The following is a 22,555-nucleotide window of genomic DNA, read 5'->3' as shown; positions in this document are numbered from 1 at the left end:
ACAAGCATACTTTGTGATTTTTTTAAGACACAAAACAAAAATACCATCTTGGTTAAATTGGTTGGACTACTCTAATTTAACGAAAAAATGGTATTTTATCTATTTATTTATAAGGATCCCCTTTTTCCCATAGCGGAAGGACAATATTTTCATAAGTCAACGGATCTAAATTGGTCATTGTAATTCCTAAAAGACGAACACCTTTTTCAACTTGTGCTACTTCTTCAAAAATTAAGCTTGCCTGAGAAAAAATATCATCTTTTTGGTAAATGTATTCTTGTACCGTAGCACGCTTAGTAATTGTCTCAAAATCAGAATAGCGTAATTTTAGTACCACAGTTTTCCCGTGTTTTTGTTCTTTTTTTAAACTTTGCATTACTTGAGCAGCCATGGTTCTTAGTTCTGTCAGACATTCTTGTTCACTTGTCAATTCTTTAGCATAAGTGCGCTCGCGCCCCACAGACTTACGTTCTCTAGTTACTTGAACGGGGGAATTATGGATGCCACGAACTTTCCGGTAAAGCGAATACCCCATCTTCCCAAATTCTTGAATTAATTCCATCTCACTCTTTTGATAAAGATCATTTCCAGTATAAATTCCTAATTCATGCATTTTGGGTGCTGTTTTTTTGCCAATACCATGAAACTTTTCGATCGGTAAATCTTTCAAAAAGTCCACAGCTTTATCAGGCGTGACAACAGTTAATCCTTTAGGTTTTTGATAATCAGATGCCAGTTTTGCTAAAAACTTATTATAACTGACTCCAGCCGAACAAGTTAAATGTACTTCTTGCCAAATATCATGCTGGATCATTCGAGCAATTTTTATGGCGGAAGTACTATTAATTTTATTTTGAGTAACATCTAAATAGGCTTCATCAATCGACACTGGTTCGATAATGTCCGTATAGCGCTGAAAAATCTCACGCACTTGCTGCGAGATGGCACGATACTTTTGATGATTTCCCGGAAAAAAAGTAGCATGAGGACATAGTTCATAAGCTTTTTGCGCACTCATCGCCGAGTGAATGCCATATTTACGTGCTTTATAATTCGCCGTTGTAACGACCCCACGCCCACCTGTATCGTTAGGATGACGAGCAATCACAAGCGGCTGTTCTGCTAATTTTGGATTATCTCTTTCCTCAACTGAAGCAAAGAAAGCATCCATATCTATATGAATAATTTTACGTGTAATATCGTTTTTTAACGGAAATTGTAAGCCGGTCATCTTTCCCACCTCAATTCCATTATACTCAAACGGACGTTCCCCTGCAAATTATTCTGATTGATTAAGATCATGATAATCGTTATAAACGATTTGCTTTTTTAAATCATTTTGTTTTGCTACTTCTTTGATGGCACTATTTGGCTTTAAGCCTGTTGCAATCAATTGTTCCACCTGAACTTTTAAGGGCTCTTTAGATACCTGATCAGGAATTTCTTGTGCTATTTGTCCTTCAACTATTAAACAGCACTCTCCTTTAAGCGTATTATCTGCCAAGTAATCATGTAGTTCCGCTAATGTTCCTCTTAAATATTCTTCATGTATTTTTGTTAATTCGCGGCAAATTACCGCCCTTCTTTGCTCACTAAAAACTTCAATCATATTGGCTACTGTAGTTTTTAAGCGGTAAGGTGATTCATAGAAAATCAACGTTGCCTTAATAGTAGCTAGTTTTTCTAACGTCGCCTGCTGATCTTTCCTTTTACGTGGCAAGAACCCATAAAAATAATTAGGTTGAGCCGCTAAGCCAGAAGCGATCAAAGCTGTCAGTCCTGCTGTTGGGCCCGGTAAAGAAATAACCGAAATGCCTTCTTCAATGCAAGAAGCAACGAATTCTTGACCAGGATCACTGATGGAAGGCATTCCTGCATCGCTTACCTGGGCAATTGTTTGTCCTTGTTTTAATAGCTCCAGAAATTCGGGAATGCGCTGTTTGTAGTTATGTTCGTGTAAACTTTTTTGTGCTACAGCAATGTCAAAATGATTGAGCAATTTTTGCGTATTACGAGTATCTTCACTAGCAATTAAATCAGCTGTTTTTAACACTTTCACTCCTCGCACAGACATATCCTCTAAATTACCAATTGGTGTGGGAACGAGATATAATTTACCCGCTTCGTCTTTATAACTTTTTTGTTTTTTCAATGATTGCCTCCATTATATTTAACAAAAAAAGACTGGGCATCAATAATGATCCAGTCCATTTCTACTTATTTTCCACTATCACGATAAATAACTTCTAAACAAAAGGCACATGGTTCATCATGTTCACGCCTAGAACCATATAAATCATAACAAACGTGAAAACCTTCTTCATAAATTTTTTCAAGGTTCATCCGTGATTGCGAAAGTTCTTGCTTTTCTTTTTCTGAATGGTTAGAGTCATGGTGACTCAATTCGTGGATACGTTCTCTTAAACGTTGATTTTCTAATTCAAGGGTGGTGTTTTTTTCAACCAACTCTTGTAATGAGCCTTTCATTTCCACTAAATTTTGTGATAATTTTTGTAAATCTTCTTCAAACTCATTCAATCCATCATACAAAGAACGTTTATCCATCGACATATGTATCACCTGCTTTGAGCGTTTCTTTTAATTCTTCATAATCGTATTCCACAGGAATTTGTTGGCTAGTTAAGCGAACTTTAATAACACGGCTTAATAAATTAAGACCAACGACTCGTCCTTTACCCTCAGGTGTTAAAATCATCGTTCCATAATCAGGAAGCTCTTTTTTAGCCGTTACATATTCATCATTTTCATAGTTTAGACAACACATTAAACGTCCGCACAGACCAGATATTTTATTTGGATTCAAGGAAAGGCCTTGGTCTTTAGCCATTTTAATTGAAACCGGCGCAAATTCTCCTAAAAACGTTGAGCAGCATAACTGTCGACCACATGGCCCGATACCACCCACAATTTTTGCTTGGTCTCTTACGCCAACTTGCCGTAATTCAATTCTAGTTTTAAATATTCTTGCTAGCTCTTTAACAAGCCCTCGGAAATCAACGCGGCCTTCTGCGATAAAGTGAAAAACCATTCTACGACGATCAAAAGTGTATTTCGCATCAACCAGCTTCATAGCTACTTGGTTTTCACGGACTTTTTGTCTACCAATTGCTAGCGCATTTTGCGCTTCTTGCTGATTTTTCTCATCTTGTAATAGTTCTTCTTTAGTTGCTTTGTGTAAAACTGTATTTATTTTATCTGGTAAATCTTTTTCTGCCATTTCTTTGTTACTTATCACAACTTTAGCAATAGCTTTTACTTGTTTTTTTTCGACTAAAACTTTATCGCCATATGAAAATTCTTCTTTGCCAGAAGAAAAATAATAAATAGGCCCGGTTTTCTCGTAACGAACGCCTACTACATTGATCACGTCACTCATCCTTTCTTCTAAGGAGCTAGTCAATGATTCGCAACGCTAACTGTTCAGCTGTGCCTTGAAAAGCCACATTAGCAGTCAGCTTTTGTTGTGCTTGCAGAATCAGTTCAAGTATATGATTATTACGTTGTGTCTGTTGCCTGTTTTCTAATGAGCGATCCCGTTCATTTTGAAAATAAACTAAAAGTATTGCAAAAATCATTCGTTGTTGTTCTTTCTCTTTTGCTTGGGCAACTACCTTTTTTTGCACAAAAATAAAAGCTTGCGGATCACCTTTTTTTAGATAATCAAACCATGTTGATATAATTTCCCTAGTTTCATTAAACCATTCATCTTCAGAGATTTCAACTGCTTTATCATAACTATTTGTTAGATTCGCAATGAGTTTAGCAACATTTGTTGATAAATGATTTTCTTCTAATCGTTTAATTAAATGCTCTTTTGCCAAAGGAGTAAAATGAACAATCTGACAGCGTGATTGGATCGTAGGTAAGATCTTTCCTAGAACATTTGTTTCTAAGATAGCTACTGAATTTCCCGGTGGCTCTTCTAAAAGTTTTAGTAAACTATTTGCAGCACTTGGGTTCATCTTATCTGCTTGCTGAATAACGAAAATTTGCATCCCTTTTTCAAAGCTACTCTTGGCAAGCTCTGCTTGAAGTTGACGAATCTGATAAACTTTTATCGTTTGTCCATCAGGCTCAAGCAATTGAACGTTGGGATGCTCGCCTTCATTAATTCTGTTGCAGTTCACACATTGCTCACAAGGCTTTCCTTCAGTTACATTCAGACATAATAGTCGCTTAGCTAACCATAAAGCCATCTCATGTTTACCACACCCATTATCTCCTTCAAAAATATAAGCATGAGCTAAACGCTCATGCTCCACATTTTTTTTCATTTGCGAGTAAACAAGAGGCTGGCTTTGTGCTAAAAAGTTTCCTTCTCCCATTTAAATGCTCCTCGCTTCCTGATATCCCCGTTATTTGACAACTTTTTAGTATTGTTGAAATTTCTCAATAGGTAAGACAAATACGGTAGCACCGCCAACTTCTACTTCAACTGGATAAGGAACTTGTCCCTCTAAGGATACATTTAGTGACATGGGCGTAGAAACATATTGTTTTCGTGATTGACAAGTTTTTTTGATTAAATCTAATGTTTTTTCCACTCGTTCATCTTCTACCCCGATAATGAAAGTACTATTCCCTGCTTTCAAAAAGCCGCCAGTAGATGATAATTTTGTCGCACGAATATTGGCCTCAATGAATTCGTTGGCTAAATGGTTACTGTCTTTATCTTGAACGATCGCTAACACTAGTTTCATTCTACCATCTCCTTAAAATAGTTTGGATAAGTTGTAATAATCGCTCGGAAACTTTGATCGACTACATCTTGCAAACCCATTCTCGCGTCTATTTTATGTACACGAGCTGAATTTTGTTCAGCTATTTTTAAATAGGCATGCCGGACCCTTTGATGAAATTCTAACCCTTCTGACTCCAATCGGTCAACTTGATACCCTCGAGAATGCTGAATTCTGTGCAACCCGGTATCTGAATCAACATCTAAATACAGCGTGAAATCAGGCGTTAGTCCCTCAGTTGCGAATTGATTAATTTGTGCAACTTCTTTTATTCCAATACGACGTCCTGCACCTTGGTAGGCAATAGAACTATCCACGAAACGATCACATAAAATAACTTGACCTTTATTTAAAGCCGGAGAAATTACGTCAATTACATGCTGCCTGCGTGCTGCAGCATACAGTAAAGCTTCAGTACGATCATCCATTTCTTCATAAACCGGATCTAAAATAAGGGCACGGATTTTTTCAGCGATCTTTCCGCCACCGGGCTCCCTTGTTTTAATGATTTCTTTTTCTGATGCAAATTGTAAACGCGGGTATAATTCATTAAGCACGCTTGTTTTACCCGCGCCATCTGGCCCTTCAACGGTTATGAATAGTCCATCCACCCTATTTTCCTCCTCTTTCGCCTAAAACTCTTATCATATTTCTGTTCTGCCTTCTACTGCCTTGGATAAAGTCACCTCATCAGCGTACTCGATGTCGCTTCCGACAGATAATCCATGGGCCAGTCGTGTTACTTTAATGCCAGCTGGTTTAATCAGACGGGAAAGGTACATTGCAGTAGCTTCGCCTTCGGTAGAAGCATTGGTTGCAATAACCACTTCTTTAACTTCTTCGTTTTCTAAACGTTTGATCAAACTGGGAATATTGATATCTTCAGGTCCAGTTCCTTCCATAGGTGAAAGGACTCCATGTAAAACATGATACAGCCCTTGATATTCTTTCATTTTTTCTAAAGCCATCACGTCTTTGGGTTCTTCAACAACAAGAATAATTGAATGATCTCGTGTCGTATCTGCACATATCTCACAAGGATCGTCTTCGGTAATATTTCCGCAAACACTGCAATATGTCAAATCCCGTTTAACGCTCAGCAAAGATTTAGCAAAATCATTGACCGCTTCATCTTTCATATCGATCGTATAAAAAGCTAATCGTGTCGCTGTTTTTTGGCCGATTCCCGGCAAATTCATATAACTTGCAATCAAACGAGCAATTGGTTCTGGATACTGCACGATTCAAAACTCCTTTATTAATAAACCAGAAAATGAGGTATTGGCTTTTTTAAACCTACTTTACATTCCTGGCAGATTTTGAGTATATTTACCCATCGTTTGTTTTGTTTCTTTTTCAATATTTCCTAAGCAATCGTTAACAGCTGCTACAACTAGGTCTTGTAACATTTCAGGATCTTCTGGATCAATCACATCTTCATTGATCTGCACATCCTTAATTGTACGATCTCCAGTCGCCGTTACTTTTACATAATCGTTTGCCGCTTTTCCGACAAATTCTTTTTTATTTAATTCCTCTTGCTCTTTTTCCATATCTTTTTGCATTTTTTGTACTTGCTTCATCATGCCTTGCATGTTGCCCATACCCTTCATAGTATTTCCTCTTTTCATTTTTTAGTCTTCTTTAATTGTTGCTAATTCACCGAATAAATCTTGGGCTTTTGAAACGACTAAGCCTTCTTTATTCTCGTCGGTCTCTTTCGTTTCAGTTTCTTCTTCTGTTTCAGCAAATTCACTTTCTTCTACAGGCTCTTCTTGACCTGATAGAAACTCTTGCCGTAATAGCGGCCAACTTTCATTTGTAATATAGACCAAGTCTGGCGCATAGTCAGGAATCATACGACTGATGTTGTTTTGTACAGCTAAAACAAAATCTTGATCATTTGCTGCTTTTTTACAGATAATTTCGTAATCAAAAGCAATTACTAAACCATTGGGACTAGCAGCCTTAGGTTGACTTGCTCTTAACATTGCTTTTTGCGTCACACTTAAGCTATCTAAAAGATCCTCCCAAACTTCTTTGACACTTGTCAATTCTTTTTTAGTTGCTTCTTTTAGAACTTTAAACACACGTTTTTTAGGCAAACGATAATGCGTAGATGCAGGTTTCTTTTCTTTGTTTTGCTGTGGTTGTGCTGTCGCTTGCGGTTGTATTGTTTGTTTTTTTAGCTGATCCATTTCCTTTTGCATCGCAGCAACTTGTTCTTTTAACTGTGCCACTTCCTGACTATCAGCAGAGGAAGAACTATCAGCAGGAGGATTTTCTCCAGTTGTTTCACTGGCTAATTTGACAGCCGCCACTTCCAAGTAAATTCTAGGACTTGTTGTAAAACGTATTTCATTTTGTGCCCTATTTAAAATATTAATCCAATCGTAAATTTGTTGGGCCGAAATTTTTTCTGCAGATTGTTTGAATGTTTCGGTAAAGTGCTGTGCTTTTTCTGCTAATAATTGAGGCGCTTTTTGATAAATCAATAAGTCCCTACAATAGACTAACAAGTTTTCTAGCAAGCGTCTGGCTTCTTTACCAGAAGTTAGCATTTCATCTAATAACTGCAAACATTCCGCTGTATTTTTTTGCTCACAAGCTGAAATAAAACGATCCATCATATCATAGGTCAAACTACCTGTAACTTCTAAAGCATCTTGCAATGTGATCGTACCATTACTAAAAGAAATCGCCTGGTCTAAGATACTCAACCCGTCACGCATTCCGCCTTCAGCAGCTTGTGCAATGACATTTAATGCTTCCTCCTCAAACTTGAACTCATTTTTGTCTAGAATGTAAGCTAAATGTTCAACAATATCCTTAGTATCGATACGTTTAAAGTCAAATCGTTGTGTCCTGGAAATAATCGTTGCAGGAATTTTATGTGGTTCAGTGGTGGCTAAGATAAAAATCACATTTTTCTTGGGTTCTTCTAATGTTTTTAACAATGCATTAAAAGCTCCAGTAGACAACATATGAACTTCATCAATAATGTAAACTTTATACTTAGCTTGGGTGGGAGCATAATTAGCTCGTTCGCGAATCAGGCGAATTTCTTCAACGCCGTTATTACTAGCCGCGTCAATTTCGATCACGTCTTCTTGATTTCCTTCAGTAATCGAACGGCAAATTTCACATTCATTACAAGGCTCCCCATCTTTACTATAAGGACAATTCACTGCTTTAGCAAGAATTTTTGCGGCACTGGTTTTCCCTGTACCCCGTGGCCCAGTAAACAAATAAGCATGAGAAATTTGATTTTGTATGATCGCATTTTTTAAAGTTTGAGTAATCGCTTGCTGACCAATCACGTCATCAAATCGTTGTGAACGCCACACGCGGTAAAGTGCTTGATAAACCATTTTTTGCCACCTCTTTTCAAAATTCGCTACCTTCTATTATACGCAACTTTGCCTAAAAAAACTACAATTTAAACAAATCCCCTCCGATCTTTTTTAAATCTTTAACTCCCAGTTTTGTGCAAATTTTTAAGTGGCTACTCTCGAATTTATTGCTAGAAATTAGTATACTTAGTAATAAGATTTTAATTTGTAAAGGAGAATTTTTATGCCACATAAATTTCCCAATGATTTTTTATGGGGAGCGTCAATCAGCGCTCACCAAACAGAAGGCGCTTATAAAAGTGATGGTAAAGGATTAACCGTCCAAGATACTAGAGTACGCGATAACCACGAAATCGCTGATTTTACGATAGCAAGTGACCATTATCATCACTATAAAGAAGATATCCAATTACTAGCAGAATTAGGCGTTCAAATTTTTCGTTTCTCGATTTCTTGGGCGCGCATTTTCCCTAATGGCCGAGGAGAAGTCAATCAAGCAGGATTAGATCATTATCAAGACGTCATTAACGAATGCTTGCAACACAACATTCAACCAATTATCACGCTTAATCACTTTGACTTACCACAAACTCTGGAAGAGATCGGCGGCTGGTCTAACCGAGAAACTGTTGACGCTTTTAAAGACTATGCCATAACAGTCTTTAAAGCCTATGGACAGCAAGTGAAATATTGGTTAACGATTAATGAACCTAACGTGATGTTATTAGTCGATCAAAAAATCCTAGGAAAACAAATTCCCATAGACGAAAAATATCAGCAATTTCATCATTTGATGATTGCCGAAAAATATGCTTTTAAACTCTGTCACGAACTGGTAGAAAATGGTCAAATTGGTCCAGTACCGAATATTTCCCTTGTTTATCCAGCCACCAGTAAACCACTAGATAATCAAGCATCTTTATATTTCAATAGCGTCAGAAACTGGGCATATCTCGATTTTTCCTGTTTTGGTCGTTACAATGCAGTCTTTAGCGATTATTTAAAACAAAAAGGCGTCACGATCACTTTTGCTCCAGGCGATGAGGCTCTAATGAAAGAGAACTTTCCTGACTTTATTGCCATGAATTTTTATACGACTGTAACTGTAGAAAAACCTACTGATAAAAATAACATGACTGAAGGAATTAGTGATCAACAAAGTGAAGACATCATGGATTGGGGTTTTTATAAAGGAGTCACTAATCCTTATCTAAAGAAAAACCAATTTAATTGGACGATTGATCCAGATGGCTTTAAAACCACTTTACAAACGCTCTATGATCGCTATCACCTGCCTATCATTATCACTGAAAATGGCTTAGGGGCCAAAGATGATTTAACGGAAGATGGGAAGGTTCACGATCCTTATCGCATTGATTATCTAAAACAGCACATTGAACAGTGCTTAGAAGCTATCGAAGCAGGCGTTGATTTATTTGGCTACAGTCCATGGTCAGCGATCGACTTGATTAGCGTCCATGAAGGCATTAGTAAACGCTATGGTTTTATTTACGTGGATCGGACAGAAAAAGAGCTAAAACAACTTGCGCGTTATAAAAAAGACAGCTTTTATTGGTATCAAAAATTAATTCAAACCAATGAGATTCCACCGGAAAGAAGATGAGAGTAATGAATACAGTGTTTAACTTTCTAGAAAACAAACTTATGCCACCGCTAAATAAGCTAGCTAACTTGCGCGTTATACAAGCGATCATGCAAGCTGGGGTGGTAACCGTCCCATTTACTATCGTTGGCTCAATTTTTTTAATTATTAATAATTTACCACAAATTATTCCTCCATTAGCGCCGTTTTTTGAGCAAACGGTGCTGAAGTTGTCCCCGCTTTACAGCGTGGTTACAACAATGTCGATTGACTCGATTGCAATATTTTATGCTTTGGCTACGGCTTTTTATTTAACGGAAAGCTATCGTCAAGATACTGCTAAACAAATGAGTAGTTTTGTCGGTGCAATTTTAGGATTATTCGCATTTTTATTAACGATTGTTCAAGTTGATATTCAAAACGGACAAGCCCAATTGCTGCAAAATAATGCTGAAGAGTCAATTATCTATAACGGCGTAGCGCTTGATAGCTGGGTTACACGTTTTAGTGGTGTGGGTATTTTTATTGGGATTTTAACAGCCATTTTAGCGGTACAGATTTATCGCTTATGTATAGTAAAAAATATTACCATTCGTATGCCTGAAGGCGTACCTGACGGAGTTAGTAAAGCATTTGCTTCTTTAATACCAGCCATTTTCATCGCATTTACTATGGTCATCATTAATGGGATTTTAGCTTTTTTCCATACCGATTTACATGCGATTTTAACCCAGCCTTTTGAGTTCGTAAAAGGATTGACAGGTTCTTGGCTAGGAATTGTTGTCATTATGTTACTGATTCACTTACTATGGGTGGTAGGAGTGCATGGTACTGCTATTATCAAAAACAGCTTTATTAATCCTATTTTGCTGGTAGCTCTAACCGAAAATATTAACGGGGCTAACAATATTTTCGCCGGCGACTTTGTCAATATGTATATTTTTCTAGGCGGCGCTGGCAGCACATTAGGTCTGGTTTTGCTGATGGTTTTTAATGCCAAATCGGATCAATTAAAAGTACTAGGAAAAGCAGCGATTTTACCAGGTCTGTTTAATATCAATGAACCAGTTATTTTTGGCGCTCCCATTGTTTATAATCCTTATTTGATGATCCCGTTTATATTAACACCTATTATTAATGTAACTATTTCATATTTTGCTGCTTCAGTAGGTTTGGTCAATAAAATCATCTCCGGTATACCTTGGATTTCTCCTGTTGGAATGGGCGCCTTTTTGGGGACCGGAGGCGATTTTCGTGGTGTTCTAATTGCCTTTATTAATTTGGCCGTTTCTATTCTCATTTATTATCCATTCTTTAAAATGTATGATAATAAACTGTATGCTCAACAACAAAAATAGTAGAGGTTCCTTTATTATTACAAAATAAAATTAAAAAAATATGATAGAAGACGATGTTAAAAATAACTCGAATTCTGTCATATTTTTTTGATCAATGATTAAATTGTGGATCACGTAAAATTAATTTTGATAAATAGAAATTTGCACTTGGTTATATTTTCCTGACTCGATCGCATCGACAAAACCAGTAGCGTAATCACTATAGCTAATCTTACTTTCACCTTCATTGTTTTCCACATACTCGTTACTAGCAATCGTATAATCGTCTGTCTTTACTCCATCAGATTCAAAACTTGCCGCTGGGCTAACATAAATCCATTGCACATCACTACGATCTTTTAAACGTTCTAAAGCTTTACCCATTCCAACTGCGACCGGTCGTGCTTCTTTGGGAAAATCAGGGGTATCTTTCAATTGTTTTTTATGTTCAGCATCTACATATAAACTGCCAGCACCACCTACAATAAATAATTGGGTGTTCGTACCACTCAGGCAATCTACTAAGTGCATCAGCGAGCTTTCATGTAAATCCATATCTGCAGGGTCCCAAACACCAAAAGCATCGACCACTATATCAAAACTTTTTAAATCTTGAGCTGTTAAATCATAAAGATCTTTTTGTAAAACTTGTGGAGCCTCTGTTTGATTTTTATGGCGTACAATCGCGGTCACGTCATGGTTACGTTTGACAGCTTCATTTGTAATTAATTTTCCTGCTTTACCGTTTGCTGCTACAACTGCGATTTTCATCAACAATTCCTCCAATGCTTATTAACTTCTTTCACAGTTTATCCTACACCTTACACATATAAAAAGAAAAGAATTACGTTTTTTATTTTTGTAGGGTATTTTTTACTATCAAAGAAATGATATTTGGTTATTGATTTGAAGCTAAAAATATTTCATTTTAAGCAACCGAAAAAGCATTGTTTTACACTAATTTCTAAAAAATAAAAAAAGCTAAGAAATCTAATAACAAGATTTCTTAGCTTACTATCATTTTACTGACTATTTTACTTCTACAGAAGCGCCAGCTTCTTCTAAAGCAGCTTTCAAACTATCAGCTTCTTCTTTAGATACGCCTTCTTTAACTGGTGCAGGAGCGCCATCAACAACAGCTTTAGCTTCTTTCAAGCCTAGGCCAGTTGCTTCACGTACTGCTTTGATGACTTTCACTTTTTGTCCGCCAACATCACTAAGTTCTACAGTAAATTCAGTTTGTTCTTCAGCTTCTTCACTTTCACCAGCAGAAGCAGCTGCAACTGGTGCTGCAGCAGATACACCAAATTCTTCTTCAATAGCTTTAACTAAATCATTTAATTCTAAAATTGTCGCACCTTTTATTTCTTCGACAATGTTTTCAACATTTAATGCCATTTTTGTTTTCCTCCATTATAATAAATAGTTTTTTTATGTTGCTATTAAGCAGCATCTTCTTCGTTCTTTTCAATAACTGCATTAAGTCCGTAAGCCACGTTGCGTACAGGAGCTTGCAATACAGATAACAACATTGATAGAAGTCCTTCGCGGTCTGGCAGTTTTGCCAAAGATTTAACTTCATCCAATGTAGCAACTCTACTTTCAATAACGCCGCCCTTAATCTCTAACGCTTTTGCTTCTTTTGAAAATTCATCGATAATTTTCGCCGGAGCAACTACATCGTCATTACTAAAAGCAACTGCTGTTGGTCCTGTAAAAACTTCTTCTAATCCGTCTAAACCAGCTTCTTTAGCTGCACGGACAAGAATAGAATTTTTAATTACGTGCATTTCAACTTTTTCGTCACGCAATTGTTTACGTAAACGTGTATCTTCATCTACCGTCAAGCCACGATAATCCACAAATACAACTGATTCAGCTGCATTGAATTGTTGTGCAACTTGGGTAACGATTTCTGCTTTTTTTGCAATAGCTGCTTCACTCATTTTTTCGTTCACCTCCTGATTTTGATGGAAGAGTTTTTTTACAATAAAAAAACTCTATGCCACCGCAGACATAGAGGGTCTATTGACAAATATCAATAAAAGTCCTCGGTAGGATTTACGACTTAAGTCACCTACTGTCTTCGGTATATTTAAGTATTAACGTCAAACACCTTACCATAGAAAAGGTGTTTGCGTCAATATTTTTTATTTATTTAATTCTTAAAATGATGATGCATCTACATGAATACCAGGGCCAAACGTTGTTGTTACAGTGATATTTTGCATGTAAATACCTTTGGATGCTGATGGTTTAGCTTTTTCTACTACATCATGAATTGTTTTGAAGTTTTCTACTAGTTGTTCATTATCAAATGATGCTTTTCCGATTGGAACATGAATGTTTCCATTACGGTCCACACGATAAGTAACTTTACCTGCTTTGACTTCTTCAACAGCTTTTGCTACATCCATAGTAACAGTTCCTGTTTTAGGGTTTGGCATTAAGCCTTTAGGGCCTAAGACACGGCCTAATTTCCCAACTTGTGCCATCATATCTGGCGTTGCTACTACAACGTCAAAGTCAAACCAGCCGCCTTGAATTTTATCAGCTAAGTCGCCTTCGCCAACGTAATCAGCGCCAGCTTCTTCAGCTTCTTTTGCTTTATCGCCTTTAGCAAATACTAAAACAGTTTGTGTTTTTCCAGTACCATTTGGCAAAACAACTGCTCCGCGAATTTGTTGATCAGCTTTTTTGGGATCAACATTTAAACGATAAGCAACTTCAAGTGTTGCATCAAATTTTGCAATATTTGTATCTTTTGCCAATGCTACAGCGTCTTCAACTGAATAAGCTTTTGTTGTATCAACTTTTTCTAATGCTGCTTGCATTTTTTTGCTTTTTTTAGCCATTATGTGATTCCTCCTTGATGTGGTTATAACGGTAGAACCTCCCACGTGTTCCATATTTTTCAACATAGAGCCAACTGAGAAGCTACTTTCAGGGATACAAATTATTCTACAGTAATCCCCATGCTTCGCGCAGTTCCTTCAACCATGCGCATAGCTGATTCAACGTCTGCTGCGTTTAGGTCTTCCATTTTCGTTTCAGCGATTTCTTTTACTTGGTCGCTGCTAACTTTAGCTACTTTGTTTTTGTTTGGTTCGCCTGAGCCTTTATCAACATTTGCTGCTTTTTTCAACAATACTGCAGCAGGTGGTGTTTTAGTAACAAAGGTAAATGAACGATCTTCATATACAGAGATCACAACTGGAATAATCATACCTGCTTGATCAGCTGTACGAGCGTTAAATTCTTTGGTAAAACCCATAATGTTAATTCCTGCTTGTCCTAATGCTGGACCTACTGGTGGAGCTGGTGTTGCTTTACCTGCAGGAATTTGCAATTTGACGATTTTTTCAACTTTCTTTGCCACGAGACATACCTCCTTAAGTCCGTGATGTGGTTAATTGGAGATCAAAATTTCTCCTCCCACTCTTACCATGTGCAACGATACTTATTGCTATTGCACACTCCTGACATTATACCAAAAATGAGTTTCATTGCAAGGTTTTTCCTTAATTTTTCTCAACGATTCATTGTTTTGTTTTGATTTTTTCCAAGATAATACTATAATGAATCAAAAGCAACTTAAGGAGTACGGAAATGAAAAAAGTTTTGTTTTCCATTAGCTTGGTATTGGCTTTCTTGTTAGTCGGCTGCCAAAGCTCAAATGGCGCTCAAGCGCAACAAGAATCGCAAACTAGTGACTCTGGTACTACTACAACTACCACTAATAAAACCAAGTCAACTGAACATTCAGAGCCAGCACTAAAAAAATCAGCAACACCTACATTATTTATTCACGGCTACCAAGGAACCACAAATTCCTTTAAATCGATGATTAATCATATGGAACAAGAAAATGTCGCCCAACGTGAAATGGTCGTGACCGTCCATCCAGATGGCTCGCTAGACACGCAGGGAGAATTAAGCGGTGAAAAAACAAATCCCATTATACAAGTCATTTTTGAAGATAACGTAAGCGATGAATGGAACCAAACTGAGTGGATTAAAAATACGCTAAGTTTCTTAAAAGATACCTATCAAATAGATAAAGTTAACTTAGTGGGTCACTCAATGGGCGGCGTTAGTTCATATAGATATATGGGAAATTATAGTCAAGAAGATACCTTACCAAAAATTGAAAATTTTGTTGCATTAGGTGCTCCTTTTAACGATTTCATTAACACAAGCGACCATCAATCACTTGAAGATTTATTAACAGATGGTCCAGATAGCGTTGGTGAAAGATATCAAGATTTTGAAGCATTGACGCCGCAAATTTCAAAGGATACACCCATTTTATTGATTGCAGGGCAATTAAACAAAACAGAGTACACTGACGGTACGGTGCCTTTATCTAGTGCCTTATCAATTTATTCGCTATTAAAAGCAAATGGGTTTGATGTGGATTACTCTGTTGTTCATGGCCAAAATGCACGCCATAGCATGCTCCATGAAAATGGCCAGATTAATCAGCAGATTGCACAATTCTTATGGGAATAAATAAGTTCTTTTAATTTTAGTTTTTTATAGAGCAGTTCATCATGAACTGTTCTTTTTTTACCATTTTTAAGTATACTGACAAGATCAGAGTTGCGCCCTACTTCTTCAGTTCAGTCATTAAACAGTCAGATTTGTTTATTTCTTATAAAAAACCAGCATCGCTCAATAAAGCGACGCTGGTTTCCGTTTATTAATCAATTTTATCTACTTGATCAAAATCAAGTTCGGTACTCGTTTCACGGCCGAACATATCAATATTTACTTTTAATTTTTGTTTTTCTTCATCAATTTCTGCTACTTGACCTTCCAAGCCAGAAAAAGCTCCTTCAATAATCTTCACAGTTTCCCCGTTTTCAACTTTCAATTCAACAGTTCTGGTGCTCATGCCAAGTGAATGTAAAATCGAGTTAATTTCTTCAGGTAATAGTGGCGCTGGCTTACTTCCTGCTCCATGGGAACCCACAAAGCCTGTTACACCAGGTGTATTTCGTACGATATACCAAGATTCATCGGTCATTACCATTTCAACTAGTACATAACCTGGAAATGTTTTATGGACAACTTCTTTTTCTTTTCCATTTTTGACTTCTGTTTCTTTTTCTTCTGGTACAACTACACGAAAAATGTAATCGTCCATTTTCATACTCTGTGCCCGTGATTCTAAGTTAATTTTTACTCTATTTTCGTAACCAGAATACGTATGAAGCACATACCATCTTTTTTCAAAAGATTCCATTTTTTCGGCTCCCTTTACTTTTGTAAAATAAAAAAACCTCAAGTCCTCCTCGAAGTTTTTCTCATGTGTATTATAGCATCCTTCTGAAAGTTTCGCTAGTGCCTTATATTTAAAAATACAAAAAGGCTATTGTAGTATCCAAGCAAATAAAGTTTGAATACCTGTATCCATAATGTAAAAAAGGACAGTAAAAATTAAAGACATTTCGATAACTACAAGTGTGTCTCTGCGCAATCGTTTGCCGCTTGGCCAAGTCACTTTTTTCATTTCATCTTTTACACTGCGTAGAAATTTCATCTATATCCTCCTTGTAAAATAGACCATTTACCACTTATTTAGTTTCTTTATGTAACGTGTGTTTATTGCAATACTTACAATATTTTTTGGTTTCTAACCGTTGTCCACTTTTTCCTTCACTGGTTGACTTTGTATAATTACGTGAGCCACATACTGAACAAGCAAGTCCTGCTTTTTTCCCGCTCATTTCATTGCCTCCTAGTTTCCAATTACACTTAAGCATAGTTACGTTATCACGAATTCCCTATAGTGTCAAAAAAGTTGATAAGTTTTTTCATTAATCTATGGTATTATAGTAAAGTACAAAGAAAAAGTGAGGAGGCGGTTATATGCTATTAAAAACAATGGTATATAAAAAGCAAGATTTAACCACAGTAACAGAAAATAATACATTAGCAGAAGCGTTGCAAATTCTAGAAGATTCAGGCTTTCGCTGCGTACCTATATTAGACGAAAGCGGCAAAATTTTCCGTGGCAATATTTACAAAATGCACATCTATCGTCATAAAGCCAATGGCGGAGATATGTCTTTACCAGTGACAAATTTGTTAAAAAATGCCACCAAATTTATTCATATCAATTCTTCCTTCTTCCAGGTCTTTTTTACCATCAAGGAACTTCCCTATATAGCAGTTCTTGATGAAGACAACTATTTCTACGGCATATTGACACACAGTTCTTTACTAAATATGCTTTCACAATCTTGGAATGTCGACAAAGGAAGTTATGTATTAACCATCGCGTCCACGGGTAAACAAGGCGATTTGGCAAACATGACAAAGATTATTTCAAAATATAGTAATATCGCTAGCTGCATCACACTTGATATCGACAAAGACGAATTTATTCGTCGGACAATGATTACCTTAGCGTCAAATACCACTAAACAAACGTTAGATTCAGTCATTAGTCACTTAGAAAGTAAAGATTTTAAAGTAGTGGAAATTGAAAACCTAGCAGACCATGCTTAAAAAATTTTTCCAGCTGAATTCCCCTTTTATAGGAAATCCAGCTGGAATTTTTTATAGATAAAATGAGATAACAGCAATTTATTTAGACAAGTAATTAAAGCCAGAAAAGCTGTTCGCTAGACGAAAGAATGAAATCATAAGAAGCTTTGTCAAAATCTTCGCCATCTTTTTGCAGAAACTGTTTAGTAGAAGAGCTCAGATGGATCGTTTGCGCTTTAAAATGATGAAAATATTTTGATTTAGTATGTTTTTGTAATAGAAGTAATAGAATTAAGTAAAAAATTTTAAAGATCGGCAGTCTCTCTACCACCACTAGGTCAACTTGTGCCTCGTATATATTAGCCATAGGAGCAATTTTGATACCTCCGCCAAAATAGGGATGGTTTGTTGCTGTACATAAAAATTCCCGCTTAAAATAGTAACTTTGATTGTTACACTCAATTGTAATAGGAAAACCTTTCTGCTTGAATAGTGCACGCAAAGCAGCGCGGATATAAGATAGCGAACCCATCTTGTATTTGTATAGTTGCTGTTTGGCTGTTGAATGATTGGTTGTATGTACAATAGCAGCGTCTAATCCAATCCCCACATTATTAACACACAGGCTATGAGTATCAGTGGTGTGATCATAACAAGACAATATATTAATTTTACGCGGGGCTGTGGTTTGCAGGATCTTTTCCAACAATTGTTGAGGCGGTTGTAAAACGCCCAAACTTCTAGCAAAATCGTTTCCTGATCCTGCTGGAATATAGGCAACAGGAATCTGATCTGAAACATGATTGATAACCTGATGAAGTGTGCCATCTCCTCCGATAACTACAAGTAAAGGAAAAAAACCTTTTGCTTTTTTGGCTTGTACATTCCAAGAAGACAAAACAGTAGAACTCAGTTCACTTATGAGTTTTGCTTCATGTAGGCGATACTTCGTTTCTAAAATTGTAAACTTAAGTTGTTTTTGTTCCATCAATGTGCTGATTTGATGGCCTATTTTTTTACCATTGCCACCACCGGCTATAGGATTAATCAAAAGATAATAATGAAATTTCAAAAGTTTTTTCTCCAAAGTTTTTTATCATTATACCATGTCTGTCTTAAAAAAAAGGACAAAAAAATAGAATCCGATGAGAATGAATTTTTGAGAAAGCTCTTCAAAGTTCTTGAAATAGTTGTTCTAACATAGCATTGAAGGTTCGTGTGTCCACTTCAATCTTATGCTCATACACTCATCGGATTCCTATTCAATTAGTAAGGAGTAACTCAAATTCCCACATCCTTTTTCGTTCATTTAAGATTCACAACAATTCTTTTCTCGCAGCGCCTTCTTCGTCTGCATTACTGGGAATTCTTATGTCTCCTTACACTTACTTTATACCATATTTTCAAACAAAATGCAACCGTTTTCAATATAAAAAGTAAGATTTTAACGGAAAATAGTTACTATTTTTTTAAATCTTTGTTATACTTTATCATTAAGAGGAGAATTGATATGAAGTATTACCATTTAATTGGTTTTTCTACCGTATTGATGGGCCTCCAGTTTACATTGCAGACAATTTTTGGGCTGGAGCTACCTTCAATCATTAAACAGATTTTTTTAGGGACACAAGCAACACTATTGGTTAGTTACAGTTTATTGTTTTTCGTATTTTTAATAAAGAAAAAGAAGAAACCTCATAAAGAGGAAGAACAAAAAGTTGTGCCCATAGATAACCATCAAAAAGAAGCACCTGCTTACTCGAAAGCTAGCTAAGCATCTGGGCTTCTTTCGTTTTTGTGTTTTCTTAGCATGCAAGTCTCTAACTTGTTTTTGTAGATTTAAAAATTTTTGCAGTTCATCAACCATCCTGCGTAAACAAAACTTGGAGAAAGAAGGATTTACATGACAAATAAGAAGGTAAAAGTCATTACCGTCAATGCAATTATTGTTGCGCTTTATGTCGCATTAAGTTTTATCTCACCATTGTCTTCTGGAGCGATCCAATTTCGTTTATCAGAAAGTTTAAATCACCTGGTAGTATTTAATAGAAAGATGCTGTGGGGAGTATTTGGCGGTGTGTTGGTTTTTAACTTATTGTTTGGCGAAGGGCCATTGGATGTTGTCTTTGGTGGCGCACAAACACTACTGGCATTACTATTAACCGCTGCATTGGAAAAGAAAATACCAAATATCAAAGCTCGCTTAGTTTTGAATGTTTTGTTCTTTACCGTTAGTATGTTCCTAATCGCCTTAATGCTCACATTAACTGCTGAACTTCCTTTCTGGTTCACTTACCTAACAACGGCTTTAAGTGAACTAATCATTATGAGTATTTCAGCACCAGTAATGTATTTTATCAATGAAAATTTAAATTTTGCAAAACAAATATAAAAAAAGTTTCCAGCAAACCTGCCTGTCAAAAGGAGGTTTGCTGGAAACTTTTTTATTGCTTACTTTTCAGTTGTTTGAAAGTCATAAGGCTTAAGTTCTCCCATACCAATCATAGGGTCAATTTCTTTTGCATTAATTAACTCTTCTGTTAATTGTGTAGACGTCATAGGGGCAACATCCTCAGTCTCCACGTCAAACAAATCAGAAACAGCTGCTTTGTTTGACGTGGAGTTTTGTTCACTTTTAGTTTTACTTTTTCTTTGAACACGATCATTTTCAAATGGCGCTTCTTCTTGTTCATTTTCATAAGTTAAGATTTTTAACCTCATGGACGGTGAGATTGAATCAATTCTAGCAATTCTTTCTTTTAACGCCGTCAAGCGTAACGTTGAAACTTGCTCAACACAGCGTTCGTAAGCAGAAGTTTCGCCCAACAAAATCAACATCTCTTTACTTCTAGTTACAGCTGTATAAAGTAAATTACGCTGTAGCATACGGGAAAATTGATTGACCATCGGTAAAATGACCATTTTAAATTCACTGCCCTGCGCCTTATGGATCGAACAACAATAAGACAATGTAATTTTATTCCATTCATTACGTTTATAGATCACTTCATTTGCATCAAAGGCAATGACTAGTTGATCAACCTTATCTTCTGAATCTTTCGCATAAATGATGCCGGTAATTTCTCCCATATCACCATTAAATACATTGTCTTCTGGTGAATTAACTAGTTGAAGTACCTTGTCACCGATACGATAGGCAGTATCATTAAAGATAACCTCTTTTTTTGTCCCATCCGCATTTGAATTAAAAATTTCTTGCATCATTTTATTTAACGCGTTAATACCAGCAGGTCCTTTATACATAGGGGCTAAAACTTGAATATCTTGTGGTGTAAACCCTTTTTGTTTAGCTTTTAAAGCCACTTTAGAAATCAAAGGCTCAATTTGTTGTACTTGGCAAGCAAAATAAGAACGATCCTTTTGGTTTTGCATAAAGTCATTAGGCAATTGGCCGTTTTTAATTTCATGCGCTAAAGGAATGATACTCGAACCATCTCCTTGACGATAAATCTCGGTTAGTTCTTTTTGCGGGATTTCAGGAATCTCCAATAAATCGTGCAGAACTTGTCCAGGACCTACCGAAGGCAGTTGATCTTTATCCCCTACAAAAATTACCTGCATATTGTCAGGAATAGCTTTAAATAACGTATTGGCAAGCCATGTGTCTACCATTGACATTTCATCGACGATTAAAAGCCCACCCTCAAGTTCTTTAGGAGCAGTATTCTTGGCCTTATTTTCCCGTCCATTTAAGCCTAGTAATCGATGAATTGTACTGCTTGGTAGTCCGGTCGTTTCATTCATACGTTTAGCCGCACGCCCGGTTGGCGCTGCTAATAAAATCGGAAAGGTTTCTTCGGAGTATTGACTAGGGTCCAAGTCAATATCATTTAGTTCAGCAAATAATTGTACAATGCCGCTGATAACCGTCGTTTTCCCTGTCCCTGGCCCACCAGTTAAGATAAACAATGGTGCACGAATCGCTTCTTTAATCGCTTCTTCTTGCGAATTTCCATAGACAATCCCTAAACGCTTTTCTAGTTTTCGCAAATTTTTGTCAATTTTATTTTCTGAATAAGTAATTTCTTTTTTTCTTTGTAATAAACGTTGAATTGTTGAGGCAATCCCCCACTCAGCAAAATACAAGCTGTTTTCATAAAGATCTGTTTTTTCTTGTTGAATTTTGCCTTCTTCTACTAACTCAATCACGCCATTAGCAACTTTTTCTGGATCAATCTCAACTGGACGACTATTTTCTAACATATGTAAAACTTGTTCTAATAAATCCTTTGCCGCAATGTAGGTATTCCCTGTTTCCATTGATTGTTGTAAGATCTGGTGTAAGATAGCTGCTCGAATTCTTTTATTCGAGGTAGCGTCAATACCCAACTGCTCTGCAATGTTATCCGCTTTTTTAAAACCAATTCCTTCAATATCTTCAACAAGTTGATAAGGATTTTCTTCAATAACTTCCAAGGTATCATTTTTATAAGTCTGATAGATAGCAAAAGCTAATTGGCTACCAAAACCATAACGATTTAAGCCAACAATCATTTTATCCATACCATAATTTAAACGAATTGTATCAAGTAACATCTCCCGCTTTTTCTTAGTTAATCCTGAAATTTGCTCAAGCAGCGTAGGGTCATCTAAAATCTTATCAATAGCTTCTTCACCTAAAAGGGCAACGATTTTTTCTGCTGTCTTCTTCCCAACACCCGGAAATTTTTCACTAGAAAGAAATTGAATTAGGCCATTTTCAGAAGTTGGTTGTTCTTTTTGATAAGAATTCGCTTTGAACTGTTCGCCATATTTCGGATGAACAACCCGCTCACCTAAAAAACGATAAAGTTCTTCTTCTTGAACATTGCCAAAGCTCCCCGTAACCACGATTTCTTTCTCGTTGTAATCCATGTTCGTTTCGCTAATCTTGACTAAAAGTACTTTATAAAAATTATTAGGATTTTTGAAAAAAATCGCCGCAACTTTGCCGACAATATAACTTTCTTCTGACAATGGACAATTCGCTCCTTTCGTTTAGCATAA

Annotated in this window: 26 protein-coding genes and 1 other annotated feature; of the genes, 6 read left to right on the top strand and 20 right to left on the bottom strand. The window is 36.5% G+C overall.

Annotated elements, in window-relative coordinates; all coding sequences use genetic code 11:
* Nucleotides 1–103: 103 nt before the first annotated feature.
* The 10 genes from dinB to dnaX all read right to left on the bottom strand — a co-directional run bounded on the left by dinB (nucleotide 104) and on the right by dnaX (nucleotide 8,131).
* Complete coding sequence (dinB, locus tag C7K43_RS00190) at nucleotides 104–1,231, bottom strand: DNA polymerase IV (protein WP_124005000.1); 1,128 nt, start codon at nucleotides 1,229–1,231, stop codon at nucleotides 104–106.
* Between the two features lie 48 nt (nucleotides 1,232–1,279).
* Nucleotides 1,280–2,152: a 16S rRNA (cytidine(1402)-2'-O)-methyltransferase gene (rsmI, locus tag C7K43_RS00185; RefSeq protein WP_124004999.1), complete on the bottom strand. Its 873-nt coding sequence runs from the start codon at nucleotides 2,150–2,152 to the stop codon at nucleotides 1,280–1,282.
* 65 nt (nucleotides 2,153–2,217) lie between these two features.
* Nucleotides 2,218–2,565: a DNA replication initiation control protein YabA gene (locus C7K43_RS00180; RefSeq protein WP_186810676.1), complete on the bottom strand. Its 348-nt coding sequence runs from the start codon at nucleotides 2,563–2,565 to the stop codon at nucleotides 2,218–2,220.
* Nucleotides 2,558–3,388: a PSP1 domain-containing protein gene (locus tag C7K43_RS00175; protein ID WP_124004997.1), complete on the bottom strand. Its 831-nt coding sequence runs from the start codon at nucleotides 3,386–3,388 to the stop codon at nucleotides 2,558–2,560. The genes C7K43_RS00180 and C7K43_RS00175 overlap by 8 nt, the downstream gene beginning before the upstream one ends.
* 25 nt (nucleotides 3,389–3,413) lie before the next feature.
* Nucleotides 3,414–4,346 carry a DNA polymerase III subunit delta' gene (holB, locus tag C7K43_RS00170; RefSeq protein WP_124004996.1) on the bottom strand — a complete coding sequence of 311 codons (933 nt, stop codon included), beginning with the start codon at nucleotides 4,344–4,346 and terminating at the stop codon, nucleotides 3,414–3,416.
* Between the two features lie 45 nt (nucleotides 4,347–4,391).
* Nucleotides 4,392–4,721 (bottom strand): cyclic-di-AMP receptor, encoded by a 330-nt coding sequence (locus C7K43_RS00165; RefSeq protein WP_124004995.1) that lies wholly within the window; start codon nucleotides 4,719–4,721, stop codon nucleotides 4,392–4,394.
* Entirely contained in the window at nucleotides 4,718–5,371 is a 654-nt protein-coding gene (gene tmk, locus C7K43_RS00160) for a dTMP kinase (RefSeq protein WP_124004994.1), read from the bottom strand. The genes C7K43_RS00165 and tmk overlap by 4 nt, the downstream gene beginning before the upstream one ends.
* A 33-nt stretch (nucleotides 5,372–5,404) precedes the next feature.
* Nucleotides 5,405–6,001, bottom strand: a complete 597-nt coding sequence (gene recR, locus C7K43_RS00155) for a recombination mediator RecR (RefSeq protein WP_124004993.1) — start codon at nucleotides 5,999–6,001, stop codon at nucleotides 5,405–5,407.
* 60 nt (nucleotides 6,002–6,061) lie between these two features.
* Nucleotides 6,062–6,373, bottom strand: a complete 312-nt coding sequence (locus C7K43_RS00150; protein ID WP_124007212.1) for a YbaB/EbfC family nucleoid-associated protein — start codon at nucleotides 6,371–6,373, stop codon at nucleotides 6,062–6,064.
* Nucleotides 6,374–6,394: 21 nt separating this feature from the next.
* A complete protein-coding gene (gene dnaX, locus C7K43_RS00145) occupies nucleotides 6,395–8,131 on the bottom strand; it encodes a DNA polymerase III subunit gamma/tau (protein ID WP_124004992.1) in 1,737 nt (578 codons plus the stop codon).
* Nucleotides 8,132–8,336: 205 nt separating this feature from the next.
* Between dnaX and C7K43_RS00140 the strand changes: the two genes are divergently transcribed.
* Together C7K43_RS00140 and C7K43_RS00135 are read left to right on the top strand one after the other, a co-directional pair.
* A complete protein-coding gene (locus tag C7K43_RS00140; protein ID WP_124004991.1) occupies nucleotides 8,337–9,737 on the top strand; it encodes a glycoside hydrolase family 1 protein in 1,401 nt (466 codons plus the stop codon).
* Between the two features lie 5 nt (nucleotides 9,738–9,742).
* Nucleotides 9,743–11,074 (top strand): PTS transporter subunit EIIC, encoded by a 1,332-nt coding sequence (locus C7K43_RS00135; RefSeq protein WP_124004990.1) that lies wholly within the window; start codon nucleotides 9,743–9,745, stop codon nucleotides 11,072–11,074.
* A gap of 120 nt (nucleotides 11,075–11,194) precedes the next feature.
* Here the strand turns inward: C7K43_RS00135 and C7K43_RS00130 are convergent, their stop codons facing one another.
* The 5 genes from C7K43_RS00130 to rplK all read right to left on the bottom strand — a co-directional run bounded on the left by C7K43_RS00130 (nucleotide 11,195) and on the right by rplK (nucleotide 14,432).
* Nucleotides 11,195–11,824: an NAD(P)-dependent oxidoreductase gene (locus C7K43_RS00130; protein WP_124004989.1), complete on the bottom strand. Its 630-nt coding sequence runs from the start codon at nucleotides 11,822–11,824 to the stop codon at nucleotides 11,195–11,197.
* Nucleotides 11,825–12,082: 258 nt separating this feature from the next.
* Nucleotides 12,083–12,451, bottom strand: a complete 369-nt coding sequence (gene rplL / locus C7K43_RS00125) for a 50S ribosomal protein L7/L12 (protein ID WP_124004988.1) — start codon at nucleotides 12,449–12,451, stop codon at nucleotides 12,083–12,085.
* Between the two features lie 44 nt (nucleotides 12,452–12,495).
* Entirely contained in the window at nucleotides 12,496–12,999 is a 504-nt protein-coding gene (rplJ, locus tag C7K43_RS00120) for a 50S ribosomal protein L10 (protein ID WP_124004987.1), read from the bottom strand.
* A gap of 36 nt (nucleotides 13,000–13,035) precedes the next feature.
* Nucleotides 13,036–13,161, bottom strand: a sequence feature (ribosomal protein L10 leader region).
* Between the two features lie 57 nt (nucleotides 13,162–13,218).
* Nucleotides 13,219–13,908: a 50S ribosomal protein L1 gene (rplA, locus tag C7K43_RS00115; protein ID WP_124004986.1), complete on the bottom strand. Its 690-nt coding sequence runs from the start codon at nucleotides 13,906–13,908 to the stop codon at nucleotides 13,219–13,221.
* Nucleotides 13,909–14,009: 101 nt separating this feature from the next.
* Nucleotides 14,010–14,432: a 50S ribosomal protein L11 gene (gene rplK / locus C7K43_RS00110; protein ID WP_124004985.1), complete on the bottom strand. Its 423-nt coding sequence runs from the start codon at nucleotides 14,430–14,432 to the stop codon at nucleotides 14,010–14,012.
* 230 nt (nucleotides 14,433–14,662) lie between these two features.
* Between rplK and C7K43_RS00105 the strand changes: the two genes are divergently transcribed.
* Nucleotides 14,663–15,565 carry an alpha/beta fold hydrolase gene (locus C7K43_RS00105; protein ID WP_124004984.1) on the top strand — a complete coding sequence of 301 codons (903 nt, stop codon included), beginning with the start codon at nucleotides 14,663–14,665 and terminating at the stop codon, nucleotides 15,563–15,565.
* A 190-nt stretch (nucleotides 15,566–15,755) separates the two neighbouring features.
* Here C7K43_RS00105 and nusG read toward each other — a convergent pair whose 3' ends face one another.
* The 3 genes from nusG to rpmG all read right to left on the bottom strand — a co-directional run bounded on the left by nusG (nucleotide 15,756) and on the right by rpmG (nucleotide 16,785).
* The gene (nusG, locus tag C7K43_RS00100) at nucleotides 15,756–16,301 is read right to left on the bottom strand and encodes a transcription termination/antitermination protein NusG (protein ID WP_124004983.1); all 546 of its coding nucleotides are present in this window, start codon (nucleotides 16,299–16,301) and stop codon (nucleotides 15,756–15,758) included.
* A gap of 126 nt (nucleotides 16,302–16,427) precedes the next feature.
* Nucleotides 16,428–16,598, bottom strand: a complete 171-nt coding sequence (gene secE, locus C7K43_RS00095; RefSeq protein ID WP_124004982.1) for a preprotein translocase subunit SecE — start codon at nucleotides 16,596–16,598, stop codon at nucleotides 16,428–16,430.
* A gap of 34 nt (nucleotides 16,599–16,632) precedes the next feature.
* Nucleotides 16,633–16,785, bottom strand: a complete 153-nt coding sequence (gene rpmG / locus C7K43_RS00090; protein WP_124004981.1) for a 50S ribosomal protein L33 — start codon at nucleotides 16,783–16,785, stop codon at nucleotides 16,633–16,635.
* Nucleotides 16,786–16,927: 142 nt separating this feature from the next.
* Between rpmG and cbpA the strand changes: the two genes are divergently transcribed.
* Nucleotides 16,928–17,569 carry a cyclic di-AMP binding protein CbpA gene (gene cbpA / locus C7K43_RS00085; protein WP_124004980.1) on the top strand — a complete coding sequence of 214 codons (642 nt, stop codon included), beginning with the start codon at nucleotides 16,928–16,930 and terminating at the stop codon, nucleotides 17,567–17,569.
* Nucleotides 17,570–17,663: 94 nt separating this feature from the next.
* Here cbpA and C7K43_RS00080 read toward each other — a convergent pair whose 3' ends face one another.
* Nucleotides 17,664–18,620 (bottom strand): diacylglycerol/lipid kinase family protein, encoded by a 957-nt coding sequence (locus tag C7K43_RS00080; protein ID WP_124004979.1) that lies wholly within the window; start codon nucleotides 18,618–18,620, stop codon nucleotides 17,664–17,666.
* 438 nt (nucleotides 18,621–19,058) lie between these two features.
* Here C7K43_RS00080 and C7K43_RS00075 point away from each other — a divergent pair, with 438 nt between their 5' ends.
* On the top strand, nucleotides 19,059–19,322 hold the full coding sequence (locus C7K43_RS00075; protein ID WP_124004978.1) for a hypothetical protein: 264 nt from the start codon (nucleotides 19,059–19,061) through the stop codon (nucleotides 19,320–19,322).
* Nucleotides 19,323–19,451: 129 nt separating this feature from the next.
* Nucleotides 19,452–19,940: a QueT transporter family protein gene (locus C7K43_RS00070; RefSeq protein WP_124004977.1), complete on the top strand. Its 489-nt coding sequence runs from the start codon at nucleotides 19,452–19,454 to the stop codon at nucleotides 19,938–19,940.
* A gap of 59 nt (nucleotides 19,941–19,999) precedes the next feature.
* Here C7K43_RS00070 and recD2 read toward each other — a convergent pair whose 3' ends face one another.
* On the bottom strand, nucleotides 20,000–22,525 hold the full coding sequence (gene recD2, locus C7K43_RS00065; RefSeq protein ID WP_124004976.1) for an SF1B family DNA helicase RecD2: 2,526 nt from the start codon (nucleotides 22,523–22,525) through the stop codon (nucleotides 20,000–20,002).
* Nucleotides 22,526–22,555 lie beyond the last annotated feature (30 nt).

Origin of the sequence: Tetragenococcus koreensis, from assembly GCF_003795145.1 — a bacterium.
GTDB classification, from domain to species: Bacteria; Bacillota; Bacilli; order Lactobacillales; family Enterococcaceae; genus Tetragenococcus; species Tetragenococcus koreensis.
The sequence above is the reverse complement of the archived record's forward strand: the minus strand, read 5'-3'. Positions and strand labels throughout refer to the sequence as shown.